This is a genomic window from Leisingera sp. ANG-Vp (assembly GCF_000813725.1).
In the GTDB taxonomy this organism is placed as follows: Bacteria; Pseudomonadota; Alphaproteobacteria; order Rhodobacterales; family Rhodobacteraceae; genus Leisingera.
In genome coordinates this window covers 29,489-49,558 of record NZ_JWLD01000065.1, presented here as the reverse complement: position 1 = coordinate 49,558, position 20,070 = coordinate 29,489, and the positions used below count along the sequence as shown (strand labels likewise).

Annotated in this window: 17 protein-coding genes; 9 read left to right on the top strand and 8 right to left on the bottom strand. The window is 62.8% G+C overall.

Going from position 1 to position 20,070, the window contains the following annotated elements; genetic code table 11:
- Positions 1-386: 386 nt before the first annotated feature.
- Positions 387-1,277, bottom strand: coding sequence for a LysR family transcriptional regulator (locus RA20_RS19340; protein WP_039132525.1), 891 nt, complete (start codon positions 1,275-1,277; stop codon positions 387-389).
- A 111-nt stretch (positions 1,278-1,388) separates the two neighbouring features.
- Between RA20_RS19340 and RA20_RS19335 the strand changes: the two genes are divergently transcribed.
- Positions 1,389-2,654 carry a serine hydroxymethyltransferase gene (locus RA20_RS19335; protein ID WP_039132523.1) on the top strand — a complete coding sequence of 422 codons (1,266 nt, stop codon included), beginning with the start codon at positions 1,389-1,391 and terminating at the stop codon, positions 2,652-2,654.
- 170 nt (positions 2,655-2,824) lie between these two features.
- Complete coding sequence (locus tag RA20_RS19330) at positions 2,825-4,120, top strand: D-serine ammonia-lyase (RefSeq protein ID WP_052249089.1); 1,296 nt, start codon at positions 2,825-2,827, stop codon at positions 4,118-4,120.
- Between the two features lie 17 nt (positions 4,121-4,137).
- Here RA20_RS19330 and RA20_RS19325 read toward each other — a convergent pair whose 3' ends face one another.
- The gene (locus RA20_RS19325; protein ID WP_152618565.1) at positions 4,138-4,362 is read right to left on the bottom strand and encodes a helix-turn-helix domain-containing protein; all 225 of its coding nucleotides are present in this window, start codon (positions 4,360-4,362) and stop codon (positions 4,138-4,140) included.
- A gap of 325 nt (positions 4,363-4,687) precedes the next feature.
- On the opposite strand from RA20_RS19325, the gene RA20_RS19320 reads away from it, so the two are divergent.
- The 4 genes from RA20_RS19320 to RA20_RS19305 all read left to right on the top strand — a co-directional run bounded on the left by RA20_RS19320 (position 4,688) and on the right by RA20_RS19305 (position 11,113).
- Positions 4,688-6,967 (top strand): glycosyltransferase family 2 protein, encoded by a 2,280-nt coding sequence (locus RA20_RS19320; RefSeq protein WP_052249087.1) that lies wholly within the window; start codon positions 4,688-4,690, stop codon positions 6,965-6,967.
- A 107-nt stretch (positions 6,968-7,074) separates the two neighbouring features.
- Positions 7,075-8,637, top strand: a complete 1,563-nt coding sequence (locus RA20_RS19315; protein ID WP_039132519.1) for a methyltransferase — start codon at positions 7,075-7,077, stop codon at positions 8,635-8,637.
- Between the two features lie 137 nt (positions 8,638-8,774).
- On the top strand, positions 8,775-10,148 hold the full coding sequence (locus tag RA20_RS19310; protein WP_039132517.1) for a hypothetical protein: 1,374 nt from the start codon (positions 8,775-8,777) through the stop codon (positions 10,146-10,148).
- 62 nt (positions 10,149-10,210) lie between these two features.
- Positions 10,211-11,113: a hypothetical protein gene (locus RA20_RS19305; protein ID WP_039132515.1), complete on the top strand. Its 903-nt coding sequence runs from the start codon at positions 10,211-10,213 to the stop codon at positions 11,111-11,113.
- Between the two features lie 15 nt (positions 11,114-11,128).
- Here the strand turns inward: RA20_RS19305 and RA20_RS19300 are convergent, their stop codons facing one another.
- The 6 genes from RA20_RS19300 to RA20_RS19275 form a co-directional block, all read right to left on the bottom strand.
- A complete protein-coding gene (locus RA20_RS19300) occupies positions 11,129-12,061 on the bottom strand; it encodes a hypothetical protein (RefSeq protein ID WP_039132514.1) in 933 nt (310 codons plus the stop codon).
- Between the two features lie 4 nt (positions 12,062-12,065).
- On the bottom strand, positions 12,066-13,376 hold the full coding sequence (locus RA20_RS19295; protein ID WP_039132512.1) for a TRAP transporter large permease: 1,311 nt from the start codon (positions 13,374-13,376) through the stop codon (positions 12,066-12,068).
- 5 nt (positions 13,377-13,381) lie between these two features.
- Positions 13,382-13,915 carry a TRAP transporter small permease gene (locus tag RA20_RS19290; protein ID WP_039132510.1) on the bottom strand — a complete coding sequence of 178 codons (534 nt, stop codon included), beginning with the start codon at positions 13,913-13,915 and terminating at the stop codon, positions 13,382-13,384.
- A 73-nt stretch (positions 13,916-13,988) separates the two neighbouring features.
- Entirely contained in the window at positions 13,989-14,963 is a 975-nt protein-coding gene (locus tag RA20_RS19285; protein WP_039132508.1) for a TRAP transporter substrate-binding protein, read from the bottom strand.
- A 51-nt stretch (positions 14,964-15,014) separates the two neighbouring features.
- Positions 15,015-16,268 carry an NAD(P)/FAD-dependent oxidoreductase gene (locus tag RA20_RS19280; protein ID WP_039132506.1) on the bottom strand — a complete coding sequence of 418 codons (1,254 nt, stop codon included), beginning with the start codon at positions 16,266-16,268 and terminating at the stop codon, positions 15,015-15,017.
- Positions 16,265-17,392: an enolase C-terminal domain-like protein gene (locus tag RA20_RS19275; protein ID WP_446720160.1), complete on the bottom strand. Its 1,128-nt coding sequence runs from the start codon at positions 17,390-17,392 to the stop codon at positions 16,265-16,267. Before RA20_RS19275 ends, RA20_RS19280 begins: the two co-directional genes overlap by 4 nt.
- Positions 17,393-17,494: 102 nt before the next feature.
- Between RA20_RS19275 and RA20_RS19270 the strand changes: the two genes are divergently transcribed.
- The 3 genes from RA20_RS19270 to RA20_RS19260 all read left to right on the top strand — a co-directional run bounded on the left by RA20_RS19270 (position 17,495) and on the right by RA20_RS19260 (position 20,033).
- Positions 17,495-18,397, top strand: a complete 903-nt coding sequence (locus RA20_RS19270) for a LysR family transcriptional regulator (RefSeq protein WP_039132504.1) — start codon at positions 17,495-17,497, stop codon at positions 18,395-18,397.
- A 196-nt stretch (positions 18,398-18,593) separates the two neighbouring features.
- Entirely contained in the window at positions 18,594-19,286 is a 693-nt protein-coding gene (locus RA20_RS19265) for a GntR family transcriptional regulator (RefSeq protein ID WP_039132502.1), read from the top strand.
- A gap of 12 nt (positions 19,287-19,298) precedes the next feature.
- Positions 19,299-20,033, top strand: coding sequence for an aspartate/glutamate racemase family protein (locus tag RA20_RS19260; protein ID WP_039132500.1), 735 nt, complete (start codon positions 19,299-19,301; stop codon positions 20,031-20,033).
- Positions 20,034-20,070: the final 37 nt, after the last annotated feature.

Sequence of the window (20,070 nt, the reverse complement as noted above, 5' to 3'; positions counted from 1 at the left end):
ATTCAGATGGGGCACTCCAGATGTTTTTTCGTTAGCGAGTCTTTCCCAGTTTTTGTGCTGACCCCGAACTGGAGGACACTAGGTCAGCGATGAGGGGGACACCCCATCGCTGCCTGCTGGCTTGCATAGGAAAACCAGGATCAAGCCGGGGGCATCGAAAATTCAAAATTGGCTGGTTCGGCCATCTTGCGCCTCATTCTCCGGTCTATGATTTTGTTTTCCATTCGGTAACGCAACGGTGGTGCAATCGGGTTTTCATGCGGCCTAACCCGGCGCCAGCGGCGGCGGCATGGTCTAGAAATCTAAAGGCACAGATTACCCGCTATCAGCGCTGGCCTTTAGTTGCGTGGGGAAATCCGCGTACACCGTCGATCCGGGCGGCGGGTTCAGCCGGAAGCGCCGTGTAGCAAAAGGGCCTGAACCTGGCTGAACAGGGGGGAATGTGCAAAGGCCGAGGCTGTTCTTGCGACCATCCTGGCGGGCAGCTCTAGGCTGGCGGAAAAGGGCCGTACGAGCTCGCCGCTGTCCAGCAGCGGCTGCACCAGCGCCTCATGCGCGATCAGCACGCCGCCGCCGTGGCGGGCTTCTTCCAGGGCCACCGAAAACAGCGAATGCACTGTGCCGCCGCGGGCGATACGATCGGCATCTGGCTGGGCGCTGAGCCACATGTCCCAGTCCTTGGCCCAGGCGCCGTCATGCAACAGTGTCTCATTGTTCAGATCGGCCAGCGCGCTGAGGCGGGCGGCGATCTCTGGTGCGCAGACCGGAAAGATCCTGTCCCTCACGACTTCGGTCTCGTCGCTGCGCAATGGACTGGCGCTGTAGAACAGGGTCAAGTCAAAGGGTTCACGGGTCAGGTTCGGTGCGGTTTCCATTGCCACCACCGATACCGCGATCTCCGGCGCCGCCCGGCGCAGCTGCCTCAGCCGCGGTGGCAGCCACAGTTGGGCAATCGAGGGCAGCGCCGCCACCTTGATCTTGCCCGGCGCCGCCTTGGTGCGCAGCGCCTGCACCGCTAGGCCAAGCTGGTCAAAGGCTGTTGTGAAACCAGGCAGCAGCTCTTCGGCAAGCGGCGTCAGAACCACGCCGCGGGCGTTGCGGACAAATAGCGGCGCTTCGGCCCAGGCTTCCAGCGATTTGATGTGCTGGGTTACCGCGCCGGGGGTGACTGACAACTCATCGGCGGCGGCGGTGAAACTGCCCAGCCGGGCGGCGGCCTCGAAGGCGCGCAGCGCGTTCAGATGCGGGCCTTTGGGGCGGACGGGGGCAATTGCCATGATCTGAGCCTTAGTTTTTCTACGCGAAAATAATAGCAATACTGATTTGCTGTGAACAGGCTCCAACACGCATCCTTGGGGCAGTTCCATTTGTGATGCGGAGGAGCCCTCATGTCGCAGCATTTCACCCAAACCGTCGCCGCAGCCGACCCGCTGGTGGCGGAAGCCCTGGCAGGCGAGAAGTCGCGCCAGCAGGACCAGATCGAGCTGATCGCCTCGGAAAACATCGTCAGCCGCGCGGTGCTGGACGCGCTGGGCCACGAGATGACCAACAAGACTCTGGAAGGCTACCCGGGCAACCGCTTCCACGGCGGCGGGCGCTTTGTCGATGTGGTGGAAGAGGCTGCCATCACCCGCGCCAAGCAGCTGTTCGGCTGCGATTACGCCAATGTGCAGCCGCATTCCGGCTCGCAGGCCAACCTGGCGGTGTTCTTTCTGCTGCTGAAGCCGGGCGATAAAGTGCTCTCGCTGGATCTGGCGGCGGGTGGCCATCTAAGCCACGGGCTGAAAGCCAATCTCTCGGGCCGCTGGTTTGAGCCGCACCACTATGGTGTCGATGCAGACAGCGAAGTGATCGACTATGACGCACTGGAACGCCAAGCTGAAGAGATCCAGCCCAAGCTGATCATCACCGGCGGCTCAGCCTATCCGCGGGCGATTGATTTTGAGCGCTTGGGAGCGATTGCCAGGAAGGTAGGTGCCTGGTTCCACGTCGACATGGCCCACATTGCTGGCCTTGTTGCCGCGGGTGAACATCCTTCGCCCTTCCCGCATGCGGATATCGTCACCTGCACCACCACCAAGACCCTGCGGGGCCCCCGCGGCGGGCTGATCCTCACCAACAATGAGGAGTGGTTCAAGAAGCTGCAGTCGGCGGTGTTCCCGGGCGTCCAGGGCTCAATCCACAGCCAGGTGCTGGCGGCCAAGGCGGTTTGCCTGGGCGAAGCGCTGACGGATGAATTCAAGGCCTATGCCGCCCAGGTGAAAGCCAACGCGGCCACCCTGGCAGCAACCCTGCAGAAGCGCGGCCTGCGGATCGTTTCCGGCGGCACCGACACCCACCTGGTGCTGGTCGACCTCAGCCCCAAAGGCATCACTGGCAAGCGCGCCGAGGCGGTGCTGGAACAAGCCAATATTACCGCCAATAAAAATGCCATCCCGAACGACAGCCCGCGTCCGCCGGAATGGGTCGGCCTGCGGCTGGGTGCAGGAGCTGCCACCACCCGCGGCCTGAAGGAAGCGGAGTTCGAGGCGCTGGGGGACATGATCGCGGATCTGGTGGAAGCAGAGGCGGCCGGGGATACGGATGCCGCCGTGGCGCGCTATGCCGCGCAAGTGGCAGAGCTTTGCGCCGCTTTCCCGGTCTACCGCGGCTGACCCTCGCGTTCTCCCCAGCAGGCTGGCCACAGCCTGCTGCCCAGGCCCCGCCGCGCTACATTTCGCGGCGGGGCTTCTTCATGCCGCAAACACTTTGCTTGCCCGCGCTTTTCGGGGTGGAGAGGAAGCAAGAACCGGGCATGCTGCCCGCAAGCAAGAAGGAACAAGACATGGATGAACTCCTGCTGCGCCGCCTGCAGGCGCTGGGATCGCTGATGTGGATCAACCCGGGGTTGGGCCCCGTTGCCGCGGCCCAGGTGCCGGTGCGGCCAGAGCAGGTGGCGGAAGCAGAAGCCAACTGGCGTGCGCTGGCGCCGCTGTTGCAGCTTTGTTTTGCAGAGCTGGAACAAAGCGGTGGGGTGATTGCCTCCGAGCTGATCGAGGTGGCGGATCTGGCCGCGGCCATGGGACAAGACAAGGGCCGGTTTTTTGTGAAGGGCGACCACGCGCTGCCGGTGGCAGGCTCAGTCAAGGCACGCGGCGGTGTTTACGAGGTCTTCCTGCATGGGCTGTCGCTGGCGCGGAAGCTGGGATTGGTTGCCTCGGAAGCGGCGCCGGAAGCGCTGGCGTCCGGGGCCGTGCGGGAGCGTTTCGGCAGCTATACGGTGGCAGTGGGATCAACCGGCAACCTGGGCCTGAGTGTCGGCATCGCTGCCCGGGCACTGGGTTTCCGCGCGGTGGTGCATATGTCGGCGGATGCCAAGCCCTGGAAGGTGAAACGCCTGCGCCACAATGAGGTTGAGGTGGTGCAGCACCAGGCGGATTACGGAACTGCGGTGGCTTCGGCGCGTCAGCAGGCAGAGGCCGATCCAACGATTTACTTCGTTGATGACGAACGCTCGGAGCTGCTGTTCTTCGGCTATTCCGCCGCTGCGGAAGAGCTGCGCGATCAATTGGCAGAGCGGGACATAAAGGTAGACGCAGAACACCCGTTGTTTCTTTACCTGCCTTGCGGGATCGGCGGTGCGCCGGGCGGGGTGGCCTATGGGCTGAAGCAGGTGTTTGGCGACCACGCTCATTGCTTCTTTGTAGAACCTGCCCAATCTCCTTGCGCGCTGGTGCAGCTGGCCTCGGGGCTGGAGAAGGTGGTCAACGTCTACGATGTGGGTCTAACCAACAGGACCGAAGCTGACGGCATGGCGGTCGCCGAGGTGAGCCAGTTTGTGGCGCAGGTCATGCAGCCGCTGCTGAGCGGGATTTATACGGTTGCCGACGACGACCTGTTCCGCTGGCTGGCGCTGGCGCAGGACCATGCCGGGCTGCAGCTGGAGCCGTCAGCGGCGGCCTGCCTGGGCGGGCCGCAGATGCTGCTGTCGACAGCGGAAGGGCAGGGGTATCTGGCGCGGCACGGGCTGGAAGGCCGGCTGGGGCAGGGCACCCACGTGATGTGGGCCACTGGCGGCAGCATGGTGCCCGAGAAGGAATACCAGGGTTTCCTGCAAAGAGGCCGTGCCTTGTTGGCCTGACAACCTGCCGGGGCGGTTCAGCCTGCCGCCCCGGTAAAGCACAGCTTGCGGGCCTGGGTTGGCATTTGCCTGTACTGCTGGCGGTACCAATGCGCAAAGTTGGACTTGGAGGCAAAGCCGCTTGCCACACAGACCTCCATCATCGGCAGGTCGGTCTGGCAGAGCAGCTGATGCGCGTGCTTCAGTTCAATCTCACGCAGCAGCTTCAGAATGTCTTCGTCCGAATATCGCTTCCGAGCCATATCCAGTCCCCCCTTCTCGGCCAAAATAGTGGCCCATTTTTAGGGGGCAAAGACAAGATTTCCATTACGCCGCGGGCAGAACAGCCGAAGGCGTCTTTAGCAGGGTGGATCCCGGAAACACCCGGATAGGCGTTCAGTCCCTGCAAATCACAGGCAAAACCGGCCGGGTGCCGCCTGCAGGGCTGTTGCGGGAATATCAGCTGCTGGGGGCTTTGGCGGCGGAAAGGAGGCTTCCCGGTTCCGGGCATTCCGCAGGGCAGCTATAAGTGATCTGCCCCTGATGCATTGCGGCAGGGGCCAATGACACCAAATGTGACGCAGCAGCATGCCAAACAATCCAGCCTCCGGGAGCCGTACCGGCAAGATCCTTGAACGCGAGCTCAGCGCTTTGACCCTGGCTGGAGAAGTGCTGCTGGACGCGGTTGCGCTGAGCGGCCCGAAAGGGGCGTCTGCCCGGCTGTTCTTCAAATCGGGAACTCCGCGGGAGGCGATTGCGGCACCTTCTCATGCGGGCAAGACTGTGCTGCAGAATTACGGCGGCGCGCCTGTTCTGGAGGCAGAGATCGATGAGGCGGGCCGCGGCCTGACTGTGTCGGTTCACGGTGAACGCTATACGGCTGCCTTGTCGCCTGCCGAGACCGAGCTCTTCGAAGGGCTCAACGTACTGGCTGCTGTCCGCAACGGCGAAACGCCTGAGGTCACGGCTGCCTGGCTCCGGTTTCATATTGAGCATCATGGCATGCAGGGCGCCGTTATCTTTGACCGGGCCCAGCCGCAGGACAGCCGCCGTTATACCCAGTTTCTGCGGGAGCTCGCTGAGGGGATTGAAGGGCTGGAGCGGCTGGTGGTGGTTCACGCCAAGCTGCCGCTGGGCAAGGAGGGGCTGCCGGAGGAGGCGCATCCTTACAACGTGCCGGGGGCGCCGGGTAAGGACCGGATGGAGATCCCGCCGGCTGATCCCTGGCAGGCGCCTCTGGGCGAGTTCCTGATCTACGAAATTCTGCGCGCCCGGTTCCTGGGCCGCGCCCGCGCGGTGGCCAATATCGATCTGTTTGACCTGCTGGCGCCGGGCGAGGGGCCAAACGTTTTTGACCGGGCTGTGCGGGCGCCAAGCGGCTGCATCCGGCTTGGCGGGGTGCAAGCCTATCCCTGGCGGGTACGCAATGGCGATGAGGCCTCTTTCGGCGATCATATCTGCACCCAGTTTGATGCCGCCGGCCTCCGGCCTCGCTGGTGCCTGGCGCCGGCACAGGCCAAGGACAGCTGCATATGGCGGCTGATCCGGGTGGTGGGGGCTGAGCCGGACCCGGCTGATGATTGCCGGTTCTACCGTTGCATGGCGCTGCGTCATCCGGCGGATACCGTCTCCAAGATCGTGCCGAAGACCAGCCTGGTGGAAACGCCTGAATTGCTGGAGCTGGCCACGGGGTACTTCCAGGCAAAGCCGGTGCGTATTCCTGAGGAGCAGGCAATCCGCCGCAGCGGCGGCACGCCCAGGACTACCATCGTTACCACGATGAAAAACGAAGGGCCGTTCATTCTGGAGTGGCTGGCCTATCACCGGGCGATCGGGGTGGATGATTTCCTTGTCTACACCAACGATTGCAGTGATGGAACCGACACTATGCTGCAGATGCTGCAGGAGAAAGGCATCGTGCAGCACCGTGAGAACCCGTTCCGGGGCACCGACCTGAAGCCGCAGCACGCGGCGCTGCAGGCGGCGGAAGATGAGCCGGTGATCACCGGGGCCGACTGGCTGATCTGCATGGATGTCGATGAGTTCATCAACATCAAATGCGGCGAAGGCCGATTGCCGGATCTGTTCGAGGCCATGGGCGAGGCCAACATGATCTCTATGACCTGGCGGCTGTTCGGCAACAATGATGTGCGCGACTTCACCGGCGACCTGATTTTGCGCGAATTCACCCGATGCGCCTTTGAGGTGACCCGCAAGCCGCACCAGGCCTGGGGGTTCAAGACGCTGTTCCGCAACACAGGCATCTTCAAGAAGCTGGGCGTGCACCGGCCCAAGGGGCTGAAGCCGCAATTGTGGGAAGACATCCGCTGGGTCAACGGCTCTGGCAAGGACATGCCCCGCGAGATGTTCCGCAACGGCTGGCGCTCATCCATGAGCACCTATGGATATGACCTGGTGCAGCTTAATCACTATGCCGTGCGCAGCGCCGAGAGCTTTCTGGTCAAGCGCGACCGAGGGCGGGTGAACCACGTGGACCGCGATCAGGGGCTGTCCTACTGGTTCCGGATGAACAACAACGCCGAAGAGGAGCGCTCGATCCAGCGGATGATTCCGGCGCTGGAGGCGGAAATGGCGCGGCTGCTGGCAGATCCGGATATTGCGGCCGCCCATGACTACTCCTGCCGCAAGCACCGCGAGAAAATCGAGGAGCTGAAAGAGCGGGACGACATGATCGGCCTGTTCCGCGAGCTGACCGGCAGTAAACTGTGCAAGCTGTCGCGGATGCACGCGCATTTCGGCGCCAATGTCTTTCTCAGCGGTCCTGAGGTGATCCCCGATGAAATTGCCGAGAACGAGCCGGGCAGCGACTTCTGGTTCACGGTGGAGCGCGGTGAGACCACGCATTGACTGCTGGACCCAGCGCACATTGACAGGAATCCGGGCAGCGGGTTAAAATTCGTTAACAAAAACTGCAGCAAAATCGCTGCGCAGACAGGTATTGAGGGGCAGAAATCATGGCACTTCCGGCCATCGCGTCGCTTTGGGTGGGCGCGGAGCTCAGCTGGCTTGAGCAGCTCTGTCTGAAGTCCTTTGTGGACAACGGCCACGAAATGATCCTGTTCACCTATGACGAGGTCAAAGGCGTGCCCGACGGGGTGCGGGTGGCGGATGCCAATGATATCCTGCCGTCCGAGCGCATCATCCGCCACGCCAAGACCGGCAGCCCGGCGTATCACGCGGATGTCTTCCGCCTGCATATGCTGCGTCAGACTGATTATGTCTGGGCCGATACGGACGCTTATTGCTGCCAGCCCTGGGACATCAAGGGCAAGCATTTTCACGGCTGGATCTCGGACAACAAGCCGATGGTCAACAACGGGGTGCTGCGGCTGCCCAAAACCTCTAAGACGCTGAAAGCGATGCTGCAGTTCACCAGCGATGAATATCCCATTCCGCCATGGTACAGCGCAGAAAAGCAAGCAGAGCTGCAAACGCTGAAAGACCGCGGCGAGGGGGTGCATGTTTCCCTGCTGCCCTGGGGTGTCTGGGGGCCGGATGCGCTGACCTGGTTCCTGCAGGAAACCGGCGAAGTCTCCAACTCCCGTCCCGGCCATGTGATTTATCCGGTGCCGTTCAAACGGGCGGGGGTTGTGCTCAACCCCAATCGTCCGAACCAGGCCCGCGGCCATATCCGCAGTGATACGCTGTCGATCCATTTCTGGGGCCGCCGCTTCCGCAATATCGCCGCGAAATACGGCGGTGTGCCGGCCGAAGGCTGCTATGTGCATGAGCTGCTGGCCAAGCACGGAATCGATCCGGAAAAGACCCGGCACTTGCTGCAGCCCGCGCCGGAGCCGGAAACGCTGCCGCAGATTGATCCGGCCACACTGGATTTTTCCATGTTCAGCGATCAGGACGTCGCCAATATCCTGCTGCAGCGCTCGGAGCTGGCAAGCTCGGATCAGGTCATCAAGGATTGGATGGACGGCGATGCTGAACCGCTGCTGAAAGATGCCCGGGCGCAGCGCGAGCATATCCTGCATGAGTCAATCCGGGTTGCGGGCCGGGAATGCGATTTCTTTTTGCAATCAACGGACACCATTGCCCCCAAGCGGGCCGCTGATATCGGTTGCGGCTACGCCTTTGCCAGCCTGCTGCTGCACCGCCGATACGGCTGCAGCATTGTGCTGATCGATATCGAAGAAAGCGAAGGCCGCCATTTCGGCTTCCAGGGCGAGGGCGCAGGTTATACCAGCCTGGAAACCGCCCGTGCCTTTCTGGAGCAGAACGGCGTGCCTGCCGAAATGATCACGACCGTAAATCCCAGGACCGAAGACACCGCGGCGCTGGGCCGTTTCGATCTGGTCGTCAGCCTGGCCTCCTGCGGGTTTCATTATCCGGTGGACACTTACCAGGAGTTGTTTGGCAATCAGATCAGCCAGGGCGGCGGCATTGTCCTGGACATCCGCAAGGGCTCGGGCGGCATCCCGGCCATGAAACGCTTTGGCACCGTTGAAGTGCTGGCCAAGCACGGCAAGTATTCCACCGTTCTGACCCGCGCCGGGCAGGAAGCGTGACTGGCGCAGCGCAGAGGGCTGGTAACAGGATCCTTAACTCTTTTTGGATAAGCCAAGGAAAAGGGGATGAGGCCAGCGGGCGGTCCATGCTGCCCAGGTCCGGCGCCGGCGCATTCCTGAAGGGCAGTTGACAAGGCATGCTGAGTGAAAATTTTGATTTCAAGCCGGTTGTTCCGGTGCTGGATGTGGACGACGTCCGCACCCTTGCCGATGTCAACGGCCAGGCGCCTGAGCTGTCCATTCTGCTGCACCAGCGCTATGGCTGCAGCATCGATTTCGTCAGTTTGAACCGCAAGGGGCAGCCGGTGGCACCCGATGCCCAGCAGCTGCAGGCATGGCGCGCCCGGCTGGAGCGCGGCGGTGTGGACAGGGACGCGGTCCGGGTAGTTGAAACGCAGGCCGGCATCGGCAGCTACGACGTGATCCTGGCACTGAACAGTTTTGGTGCCCGCAACAAAATCCAGAATTTCAAGTTGGTGCTGGACCAGGCCCTGCATCCGCTCAGCCGCCTGGTGATTGAAATCCGCAAAGGCTCGGGCAGCTACCCGTTCCTCAAGTCTTATGGCAGCTGCAACACGCTGGCAAAACCCGGGGCGGACGCCAACGGGCTGGCCGTGCTGTCGGTTGAGCCGCAGGAGGAGCTGCAGCCTTCGGGAGAATGGTCTAGGATCGCAAGCAAGCTGGCCGGCAAGGAAGGTTTCTTTGACGAGCTGGAGGAGCATTCTTTCCTGTTCATGCCGCGCGGCGATACGCTGGTGGTGACCTTCGACAATCTCGACATTGCCATGACCAAGCGGGACGACCGGCGGCCCTGGGGCTTCAGCTTTATCGAGGCTCAGGGCTGGTCGATGCTCGGGGTGATGGCCAATGGCTGGACCTGGTTCCGCCACCCGGAGGTGACGGCCAGGTTCGAGGCACTGCGTGACAGCGGCTTTTTTGCGCAGTTCAAGCGGGTGGTCTTCTACGGGGCCTCGATGGGCGGTTACGCCGCGGCGGCCTTTGCCGCGGCGGCGCCGGGATCAACGGTCTTTGCGATCAGCCCGCAGTCGACGCTCGACAAGACCCTGGTGCCCTGGGAGATGCGCTATAAAAAGGTTTGGGACAGAGATTTTTCCGGCCCCTTCGGCGACGCCGCGCTGGCCAGCCAGGACGCGGGCGACGTGCATATCATGTATGACCCTTATGTGGCGCCGGATGCCGCCCATGCAGCCCGTTTCACTGGTCCGAACGTGACCCTTTGGCGCTGTCCGCTGCTGGGCCACAGGCTGGGCTCGTCGTTGCAGCAGATGGGGGTGCTGCAGGAGATTGCCCGCGGCGCCATCGCTGGCGAGCTGGCACCGAACCGGTTCCACCAGCTGCTGCGCAGGCGGCATGGTTTTCCCCGGTTTCAAAGGGAACTGGCCAATCTGGCCCTGGACCGCGGCCATCCGCGCCTTGCGAAACAGGTCTGCAGCTATATTTTGCGGCAGCGGGACGACCGGTTCTTCCGCCGCATGAAGGAGCGGCTGTGAACCGGGCGCGCGCGGCGCGCGCAGGCCGCGGTACTAAGACGGAAAAGAGGCCGGACGATTAGATGAACCAGGCAGACGGCAGCAAACGGGACATTACCCTTGCCTTGCATCTTGGGGCGCCAAACACCGACAACGGCCAGCTGACGTGGTCGCTGCGCAAAGATGTGCAGCGCCTGCTGGATCGCGGCGTGATGATCCGCCGCCCCGGAACGTATTTGAAGGCGGTCAACCAGCTGCTCCGCAAGCAGGAGCAGGAGTTCGTGACGGATGAGGAGCGCGAGGCGCTGCTGGCGGGTCTGGTCAAAGGAAACCCGGTGTCCCGGATCATTCTGACCAATTCCGGCTTTATGGGCGTGCCGGGCTGGATGCTGAGCAAGGGGCAGCTGTTCCGCAATGCGGGAAAAAACGCGGCTGCGCTGCGCAACCTTTTCCCCGGAAACCCTTGCGGGTTCTTTCTGGGGCTGCGCAATCCGGCAACGCTGATCGGGCCGGTTTTCAAGTCCCAGTCGAGCAAGAGCTGGACCCAATTCGCCGCAGGCACAGATTTCCTGAGCCTGCGATGGTCGCATGTCGTGGAGGATATCCTTCATAGCAATCCGGGGTGTTCCCTGACTGTCTGGTGCAACGAGGAGACACCGGTGATCTGGCCCAGCATCCTGGCCCAGATCACAGGGCTGGGCAACGGCTTCCGGTTCAGCGGTGAATTGGACATCAGCCGCGGCATCATGTCCGACTCAGGCCACGAGCGGCTGGAAGCATACCTGGCCGGCCGGCCGGGCCTGTCAGAGGATCAGAGAGAACGGGTGCGCGGGCTGTTCCTGAGTTATTTCCACTCGGAAGAGGCGGTGGAAGAGGAAATCGATCTGCCTGGCTGGTCACAGGACCTGGTCGATGAGATGACCGAGATTTACCAGCACGACACCAACTTGATCCGGCATATGCCGGGAGTGACGTTTCTGTCCTGACTCCGGCTGCCGTACTCAGGCCGGCTGCACGGGGCGTCCGTAAAAGCGCTGCATCAGGATGGCCGTCAGATACATCGGGATCTGATAACAGCCGAGAAAGATCAGCAGCGGATCGGTGGTGGCTGCGGGCAGGGCGATCAGGAAGAGAGCGAAGTTCCGGTTGCCGGCCACAACGGAGACCGGCACCGCGCCACTGCCCGCGCGGCGGCGCAACACGGCAAAGGTCAGCACTTGCAGTCCGAGGTTGGCAGCCAGGGCAAAGCCGAGCCATTGCAGCACCAGCAGCGGATCTGCGTGCAGGGCCGGCCCCAGGGCGGCCATCAGCCCAACCACAATCACTGCCAGGGCAATCACGGTCAGCCCGTCGATCGCCTTGCCCTGCGCATCGCTCAGGCGGGGCAGGGTGAGCCGCCGAAGCAGGAAGGCAGCTGCAACGGTGAGGCCAATCACTCCGATCAGCCGTCCTGCAGCACGCAGCACATCCGCAAGATCGCCGAGGCTGGGCGCCAGCAGGAACACCGGAACAACTGTCAGGGGCATTAACGCGGTGCCGAGGATCAGCAAGCGGAAGGCCGGCTCCGGTGCGTGGCCCATCAGCGCAGTGATGTTGGGGCTGCCGGTCACGGAAGGGGCGCTCAGCATCAGGATCAGCGCCACGGCGGCTGGCGTCTGCGCGACGCCGAACAGCGCAGCAATTCCCAGCGCCAGCAGCGGCAGTGCGACCTGCAACAGGGCAATGGCCTTGAGGGTGCCGATACCATCGGCCAGCCCGCCTGCCGCCTTGCGGAAACCGATCCGGTAGGCGTTCAAAAACAAAAGCCCGGCCACCATTTCCGGCAGCCAGGGCTGGAGGGAGGCGGCAAGGCCGGGCAGCAAGAGCCCGGCCAGCAGCCCCAGGACCAAAGCGGCCCGCCCGTGCCGGGCGGCAAAGGCGAGCGCGCGCATCATCTGTCTAGACCGGTCCCGGCCTGAGGTTGTTGGGCAGGTAGGTCGCCAGCTCCGGGAAGGCAATCAGCACAAACACCATCAGCACCATGATCAGGAACATCGGGATCGCGGCACGGGCGATATAGCTCATCTCGTGGTGGGTCATGCCTTGCATCACAAACAGATTGAAGCCGATCGGCGGGGTGATCTGCGCCATTTCCACAACCACCACGATGAAGATGCCAAACCAGATGAGGTCGATGCCGGCCTGGCGGATCATCGGCTCCACCACGGCCATGGTCAGCACAACTGAGGAGATGCCATCCAGGAAGCAGCCCAGAATGATGTAGAACACCAGCAGCACCATCAGGAGTTCCAGGCGCGTGAGCTCCCAGCCGGCAATCAGGTCGGCCAGCCCGCGCGGCAGGCCGGTGAAGCCCATCGACAGCGACAGGAAGGCCGCACCCGCCAGAATGAGCGCGATCATCGCGCTGGTGCGGGTGGCACCCATCAGGCTTTCAGTGAAGGTCTTCCAGTTCAGCGAGCCCTGACCCAGCGCCAGCAGCAGCGAGCCGATGACGCCAAAGGCTGCCGCTTCGGTCGCGGTGGCAAAGCCCAGGTACATCGACCCGATCACCACCACGATCAGCGCAATCACCGGCGCCAGGAAGCGGGAGTTGTGGATCTTCTGGGCGAAAGTCAGTTTGCTTTCCTGATCCGGGTTCCAGTCCTTGCCGATCTTGGAGTAGATCGCCACGTAGCCCATGAACATTGCCGCCAGCACCAGGCCGGGCAGGATGCCGGCAAAGAACAGCTTGGTGATCGATTCATTGATGGTGACGCCATAAACGATCAGCGTCAGCGATGGCGGGATCATCAGGCCCAGCGTCGCCGCACCGGTCAGGGTGCCGATCACCATGCGCTCCGGGTAATTGCGCTTGCGCAGCTCGGGGATCGACATCTTGCCGACGGTGGTCAGGGTTGCGGCAGAGGAGCCGGAGACCGCGGCAAACACCGTGCAGCCGACGATATTGGTATGCACCAGCCCGCCGGGCAGGGGTGCCATCCAGGGGGAGAGGCCCTTGAACATGTCCTCGGATAATCGGGTCCGGTAGAGGATCTCGCCCATCCAGATGAACATCGGCAGTGCCGTCAGGGTCCAGCTCGACGATGCCGACCAGATGGTCGTCAGCATCACGTCGCCGACGGGACGGGTGGTGAACAGCTCCATGCCGACCCAGGCCACGCCCATCAGCGCAAGGCCGACCCAGACGCCGGTGCCGAGAAGGGTGAACAGCACGAAGAGAAACAGAATGATGACGGATATGTTTTCCATGAGGCTTACTCCGCGTGGCTCTGGTCAGCCAGATCCTGGGTGATGCGGTGATCGCCGCGGAATATCACATGGATCAGATGGTCGGTGAGGGCGATGGCCAGAATGACTGCGCCGATCAGCATGGTGCTTTGCGGCAGCCACAGAGGGGTGCGGTCCTGTCCCTGGCTCACGTCATGGAACTTCCAGCTCCAGTAGACGAAGCGGTAGGCGTAATAGCAGAAGTACCACATCACCGCGGTGCCGATGCCGAAACACCAGATCTCCAGCACCCTGCGGAAGCGTTCAGGCACGGCATTCAGCAGGATCGACACCCGGATATGGCTGCCGCGGTTCAGCGCGTTGGCGAAGGCCAGGAAGGAGGCCGCGGCCATTGCGTAGCCTGCATAATCCGGCGCGCCGGGGAAGACCTCGCCGGTCCAGCGGGCCAGCATCTGGACCACGATCAGCCCCAGAATTGCAATCAGGCAGAGGGCGGCCAGCACCCCCGCCGCAAGGTAGAGAAAATCCAGTCCGGAGCGCAGCCCCCTGAGCACAGTCATATCATCCCCATCGGCTTATTTTTTATGAGAATACGGGCGGCACTTGCCGCGCCGCCCGTATCATTCAAGGTGATTAATCGGCGTGGAAGGCGTCGACGATGGCCTTGCCTTCGTCACCGGCGGCTTCCAGCCATTCGTTGGTCATGGTGACGCCGATTTCCTTCAGCTCATTTGTCATCTGTTCAGAGGCCGGACCCACGGTCATGCCGCCGTCGCGCAGGCCTTGCAGAGTGAACCCTGTGTATTCCTTGGCACGCCAGTTGCCTGCATATTCCGCCAGCTTGGCGCAGCCCTGGATCACGTTCTTATTGGCATCCGAGGTGCCGTTCCAGACGTCGGAGTTCACCATTACGTAGTTGCGCGGCAGCCAGGCATCCACTTCGTAGAAATAGTTCAGGCTTTCCCAGACCTTGCGGTCATAGCCGGTGGAGCCGGAAGAGACCATCGAGTCCGCAACGCCGGTGGCAAAGGCCTGGCTGATCTCTGCCGCCTCAATGGTCACCGGCAGCATGCCGGTCAGCTCTGCCAGGCGCGAGGTGGCGTTGTTGTAGGAGCGGAACTTGATGCCCTTCATCTCGGCAACGGAAGTCACCTCGTTTTTGAAGTAGAGGCCCTGCGGCGGCCACGGCACGGCATAAAGCAGGGTCAGGTTCTGCTCGGCGAGCAGTTTTTCCAGCGCCGGCTTGGCCGCTTTCCACAGCTTGTCGCTGTCATCGAACGAGGTCGCCAGGAACGGGATCGAGTCAAAGCCGAACAGCGCATTTTCGTTCTGGTGGCCGGACAGCAGCCGCTCGCCGATCGGCGCCTGGCCGGTCTGGATCGCGCGCTTGATGTCGGCGCCCTTGAACAGCGAGCCCGAAGGGTGGGTCTTGATCTCGATCTCGCCGCCGGTGCCGGTGGTCACGCATTCGGCAAACTCTGCACCGGTGGCCGAGTGGAAGTTGGACGCCGAATAGGCCATCGGCATGTCCCAGACCTCGGCAGCGGCGGGCAGGGCGGCAGCCGCGGTCAGCGCGGTGGCAGCCAGCAGTTTGGTCAGTTTCTTCATGGTCTTCTCCCTGTGTTATTCACGGCCCCTTTTTGGGGCACTGGTTCAAGTTCAAATCGCATAGCGCGCCGGGTCGTAGGCGCTCATATCCATGTTCGGGGTGCGTCCCGAAATCATCTGCGCCAAGAGGCGCCCGGTCTTCGGCCCGCCGGTGAGGCCGATGTGATGGTGGCCAAAGCCGACATAGGCGCCGGACAGCCCCGGCACCTCGCCGATCACCGGAATGGAATCCGCAGGTGCCGGCCGGAACCCCAGCCATTCTTCTTCATGCTTCCAGGTGACACCGGGCAGGATATGCCGCGCGTTTTTGCGCAAGAGCTCAAGCGGGCCTTTCGACGGCCCGGCCTCCAGCCCGCCGAATTCCACAACGCCCGCAATCCGGATCCGTCCCTCCATCGGGGTCACCACGCATTTGGCTGCTGCCACCATGACGGGGGCCTTGGGCATCGCCGAAGGCTCCCACAATTCAAGATGATAGCCGCGTTCTGCTTCCAGTGGTACGGAAATTCCCAGTTTCTCTGCCAGCGGTTTGGACCAGACGCCGGTGGCCACAACCACCGTGTCGCAAGCAATGGTCTCACCGCCCGCGCGCACGCCGGTCACTTTGCCGTTTTCCCGCGCCACATCGGTCACAAAGGCCTGAACCAGCTGGCCTCCATTGGCGGTGACATGTGCTGCCAGATCTTTCACGTATTGCCCGGGATCGGAAATGATCCCGTGGTCCTGCAGCCGTGCGGCAAACCCGAATTCCTCGGAATAGATATCGTCATAGGTACGGAAATCTGCCCCCTCCAGCTCATCCCAGCGGAAGCCGTGCCTCTTGCGCAACCCCCAGCCAAAGGCGTCATCGCCGAAATGCGCCCGGTCGTTGTAGAGGAACAGATAATCCGAGGGCTTCAGATGCCGCTCCGCCGAAGTGCCAGCCGCCAGCGCCTGGTGATCTGCCAGCGAATCCCCGACAACCGGCGCCAGGGCCGAGGCGATGCGCGCAGTGTCGTCCGCATTGGCATGGCTCATGTATTTCATCAGCCAGGGCGCCAGCTTGGGCAGGTAGCCCCAGCGCATGAATAGCGGCTGGTTCCGGTCCAGCAGCATCTTCGGTGCCTTCTTCCACAGCCCCGGCCCCGTCACCGGCACGATGGAGCAGGAGGCCAGAATGCCGCCGTTGCCGTGGCTGGTGCCTTCGCCCGGCCCTTTGCCGTCGATCAGGATCACCTGATGGCCGTCGCGCTGCAGCTCGATCGCTGCCGAGACGCCGACAATGCCGGCGCCGATGATGGCAACAGTTTTCTTAGGCTGGCTCATGCCGCGACCTTTTTGGAAACCGCATAGCGGTCCAGCTTTTCGACATCCGGCTTGACGCCCAGGCCGGGGCCGTCCGGCACCACCACCTGGCCATTCTCAACCTGGAAAGGCGTTTCCAGAATGTCTTCCTTCAGGAAGTAGCTCGCCTGGTAGAACTCGCAGCCCAGCTTGATCTCGGGTGTGGCGGCAATCATGTGGGTTCCCGCCAGATGCGCGAGACCCGCCTCGAACATGTCGCCGCCATAGGCTGACAGCCCATTGGCCGCGGCAATCCGCGCCACCGTCTGGCCGCGGGTGAGGCCGCCCGATTTCATGATCTTGACCGAGACACCGTCGCAGATGCCCTCGCGCGCCGCGCGCACCATATCCTCGGGGCCGAAAACGCTTTCGTCGGCCAGCAGCGGCACGTCAATCATCCCGCGCAGCTTGGCCATCATGGCAAAGTGATGGAACCGCACCGGCTGCTCGATGAAATCCGGCTTGAACGCGGCCACATCGCGCACCTGCGCAGGCGCGTCCTCGATGCTGAGACCCTGATTATAGTCCACCCGCACCCGGAACTCGGGGAAATCCTTGGCGATCCGCTCCAGCCGCATGATGTCAAAGGCATGATCCTTGAAGCCGGTTTTCAGCTTGATCAGCCCGACTTTGTCCGCCCGCAGCCGGTGCAAAAGGTCAATGTCCTTCTCGAAATCCGGGTCGGCAATCGAACAGCTGAGCGGGATGGTGTCGCGGCACTTGCCGCCCAGCAGCGCCCAGACCGGCGCCCCGGTGATCCGCCCGGTCAGGTCCAGCAGGGCGCTCTCCAGCGCTGCCTTGGCCTCGGTGCAATGGGCGACGGCTTTGGCTGCGTCCTCCATGATCGCCGCACGGTCCGCCACCCGGCGGCCCTCCACCAGCGGGCGGATGTAGCGGTCCAGCGCCGCCAGGCTGGCCTCGGGCGTGCCGGTGAACACCGACCAGGTCGAGGCCTCGCCGTATCCTTCCGCCCCGCCTTCGCTGCGCAGGCGCACAATGATGACCTCACAGAAGCCCTCAACAGACCCGATCCCATGGTCGCGGCGCGACATCACGGGCAGCGCGAGATGCCACAAATCCATCCCGGCAATCTTTTCTTCCAGCACTTTCAACGTCCTCCCAGGTGCGAGCGGAAGGGTGCCTTGACTTGAATATCATTACAAATACAAAGAATTCGATAGAGTATCATGAAAAGTGATGTACTGCCGATGTCCCTCCGCTTCCGCCAGCTGCAGGCGTTCCATGCGATTGTCGAAACCGGCACCGTCACCGGCGCTGCAGAACAGCTGGGGATTTCTCAGCCCGGCATCTCAAACCTGCTGTACCAGCTGGAGCGCCAGACCCGCCTCAAGCTGTTCGAACGCAGCAAGGGCCGCCTGATCCCGACGCCGGAGGCCGGTGTGCTGTTTCAAGAGGTCGACACTGTGGTGCGCGGCCTCGACCACGTGGCGCAGGCGGTGACCGACCTGCAGAACAAGCAGGCGGGCCAGTTGCAGGTCGCCTCGCAGCACTCCATGTCCTTTGGCTTCATGCCGGCGCTGATCGCGCGTTTTGCCCGCACCCGCCCGGATATGTCGATTTCATTCCAGGCGCAGTATTCGCTGAAGATCCAGGAATGGGTGATTGCCGGTCTGTTTGAGATAGGCGTCTGTGAAATGCCACTGATCCATGACGGGCTGGAGGTGCATCCGGTCAGCGTCGAAACCCGTCTGGCGATGCCGGCCGACAGTCCGCTGGCACAACACGAGGTGCTGACGCCCGAGCTGCTGGAAGATGTGCCCTTTATCGTCATGGGGCCGGAGCACATGACCCACCGCCGCACCCGCGAGGTGTTCCAGCAGGCGGGTATTCCGCTCAGAACCCGGGTGCATTCGCATCTGTTCAAGAACCTCCTCAGCTTTGTGCAGGAGGGGATGGGGGTCTCGATCCTCGATCCCTTTGTGCTGGATTTCGAGGCCGGCGGCGGCTTCGTTTCCCGCCCGTTCAGGCCCCGGATCATGATGGAGATGGCGGTGATCACCTCCAAGTCGCGGCCGCTGTCGGCGGTGGGGCAGGAGTTCCTGGCACTGCTGAAGCAGGAATTGGCGCCCTATTCGGCGGCAGAAGACTAGATCTTCTCTGAAACCTTTGGCCCGGCTGACGGCCGGGCAGCGCCCGACCCTCCCCACGGGAGGGCGCTCATGCGCCCACCCAGGCTCGGGCGCTGCCCTTAGTGCTTGTCAGAATTGTATGCAGTTTGGAATTCAATGTTGCGCAAGCCCGGCGGCTCCCCTAGGCTGGAGCGCGGAATGAACAAACGGCGGTATCATGGCCAAACGCGAAAGCAATGTGGATAGGGTCTACGAGGCGCTGCGCCGGATGGCGGCGGATTTTGCCTTCAAGCCCGATCAGCGGATCAACGAAAGTGCCTTGTCCGAGGTGCTGGGCGCCAGCCGCACGCCGCTGCGGGAGGCGCTGAACCGGCTGGTGGCTGAGGGTTTCCTGACCTTCCAAAACAACCGCGGCTTCTTCTGCCGCCCGCTGACGCCGAGCTACATCATGGACCTCTACGAGGCCAGGGTGGCGGTAGAATGCGAGGCTACGCGGCTGGCCTGCACCCGCGCCTCGGACGAAGACATCGCAGCGCTGGCGGATTACCTCAACCGGATGGAGCCGGAGTATCAAAGCGCCACCGATCCGGAAGCGCTGCTGGCGATGGATGAAAGCTTCCACGCCCGTCTCGCCCAGCTCTCGGGTAACAGCGAGCTGCAGCGGATCCTTAACAACCTCAACGGCCGGATCCGCTATATCCGGCTGATTGACCTCAAGCGTCTGCGTGACCGGGCCAGGGGCAAGGCGCCAGGCGATATCTCGGCCCACCGGCAGATTGTTGAAGGCATCGCCGCCCGCAACGCGGAGGCTGCGACGGCAGCCATGCGCAGCCATATCGAAAAACGCCGGGAGGAGGCGACGGAAGCCGTCCGCATCGCCTTTTCCCAGCTCTACGTGCCAGACGAATAGAAGGGCAGGCCGATGGAAAGAGGCGGAAAAACGGTCTTTGGGGCAGCGGTTGGCATCCTGATGCTGGAAACGCGCTTCCCCCGTATCCATGGTGACATGGGCAATGCGATGACCTGGGATTTCCCGGTGCATTACAAGGTGGTGCGCGGCGCCAACCCTGGGAATGTGGTGCGCGGCAATCCCAAGGAACTGATCGATCTCTTCGTCGACGCGGGGCGCGATCTGGTTGCCATGGGGGCTGACGGCATCACCACCAACTGCGGCTTCCTCGCCTTGATCCAGGAGGAAGTGAAACAGGCGCTTGGCGTGCCGGTGGCTACGTCTTCGCTGATGCAGGTGCCGATGGTGCAGAATCTGCTGCCCGCGGGCAAGCGCTGCGGCATCCTGACGATCTCAAAGGAGACGCTGACGCCTGCGCATCTGCAGGCCGCAGGGGTGGCGCTGGACACGCCGGTTGCAGGCACTGACGGCGGACGGGCCTTTACCCGCGACATCCTGGGTGACGCGGCAGAGATCGACTTTGAGGCTTGCCGCCTGGACATGATCGACGCCGCCCGGGCGATGGTTGCGGATATCCCGGACCTGGGCGCCATTGTGCTGGAATGCACCAATATGGTGCCTTATGCCCGCGACGTGAGGAAAGCCACCGGGCTGCCGGTGTTTTCGATCCATTCCTTTGTGAGCTGGTTCCAGGCTGGCCTGCTGCCCAAGGGCTTCCCGCTGGAGCTTGACGACCCGCGCTGGTGAGGCCGCATGGTGGGCGATTCCGCCCGCCGCCGCCTGT

Coding starts and splice junctions, on each gene's coding strand:
- RA20_RS19325 (WP_152618565.1), bottom strand. CDS start 4,362: ATGGCTCGGAAGCGATATTCGGACGAAGACATTCTGAAGCTGCTGCGT.
- RA20_RS19300 (WP_039132514.1), bottom strand. CDS start 12,061: ATGATGCGCGCGCTCGCCTTTGCCGCCCGGCACGGGCGGGCCGCTTTG.
- RA20_RS19270 (WP_039132504.1), top strand. CDS start 17,495: ATGTCCCTCCGCTTCCGCCAGCTGCAGGCGTTCCATGCGATTGTCGAA.
- RA20_RS19290 (WP_039132510.1), bottom strand. CDS start 13,915: ATGACTGTGCTCAGGGGGCTGCGCTCCGGACTGGATTTTCTCTACCTT.
- RA20_RS19340 (WP_039132525.1), bottom strand. CDS start 1,277: ATGGCAATTGCCCCCGTCCGCCCCAAAGGCCCGCATCTGAACGCGCTG.
- RA20_RS19280 (WP_039132506.1), bottom strand. CDS start 16,268: ATGAGCCAGCCTAAGAAAACTGTTGCCATCATCGGCGCCGGCATTGTC.
- RA20_RS19305 (WP_039132515.1), top strand. CDS start 10,211: ATGAACCAGGCAGACGGCAGCAAACGGGACATTACCCTTGCCTTGCAT.
- RA20_RS19260 (WP_039132500.1), top strand. CDS start 19,299: ATGGAAAGAGGCGGAAAAACGGTCTTTGGGGCAGCGGTTGGCATCCTG.
- RA20_RS19295 (WP_039132512.1), bottom strand. CDS start 13,376: ATGGAAAACATATCCGTCATCATTCTGTTTCTCTTCGTGCTGTTCACC.
- RA20_RS19310 (WP_039132517.1), top strand. CDS start 8,775: ATGCTGAGTGAAAATTTTGATTTCAAGCCGGTTGTTCCGGTGCTGGAT.
- RA20_RS19265 (WP_039132502.1), top strand. CDS start 18,594: ATGGCCAAACGCGAAAGCAATGTGGATAGGGTCTACGAGGCGCTGCGC.
- RA20_RS19335 (WP_039132523.1), top strand. CDS start 1,389: ATGTCGCAGCATTTCACCCAAACCGTCGCCGCAGCCGACCCGCTGGTG.
- RA20_RS19285 (WP_039132508.1), bottom strand. CDS start 14,963: ATGAAGAAACTGACCAAACTGCTGGCTGCCACCGCGCTGACCGCGGCT.
- RA20_RS19320 (WP_052249087.1), top strand. CDS start 4,688: ATGCCAAACAATCCAGCCTCCGGGAGCCGTACCGGCAAGATCCTTGAA.
- RA20_RS19330 (WP_052249089.1), top strand. CDS start 2,825: ATGGATGAACTCCTGCTGCGCCGCCTGCAGGCGCTGGGATCGCTGATG.
- RA20_RS19315 (WP_039132519.1), top strand. CDS start 7,075: ATGGCACTTCCGGCCATCGCGTCGCTTTGGGTGGGCGCGGAGCTCAGC.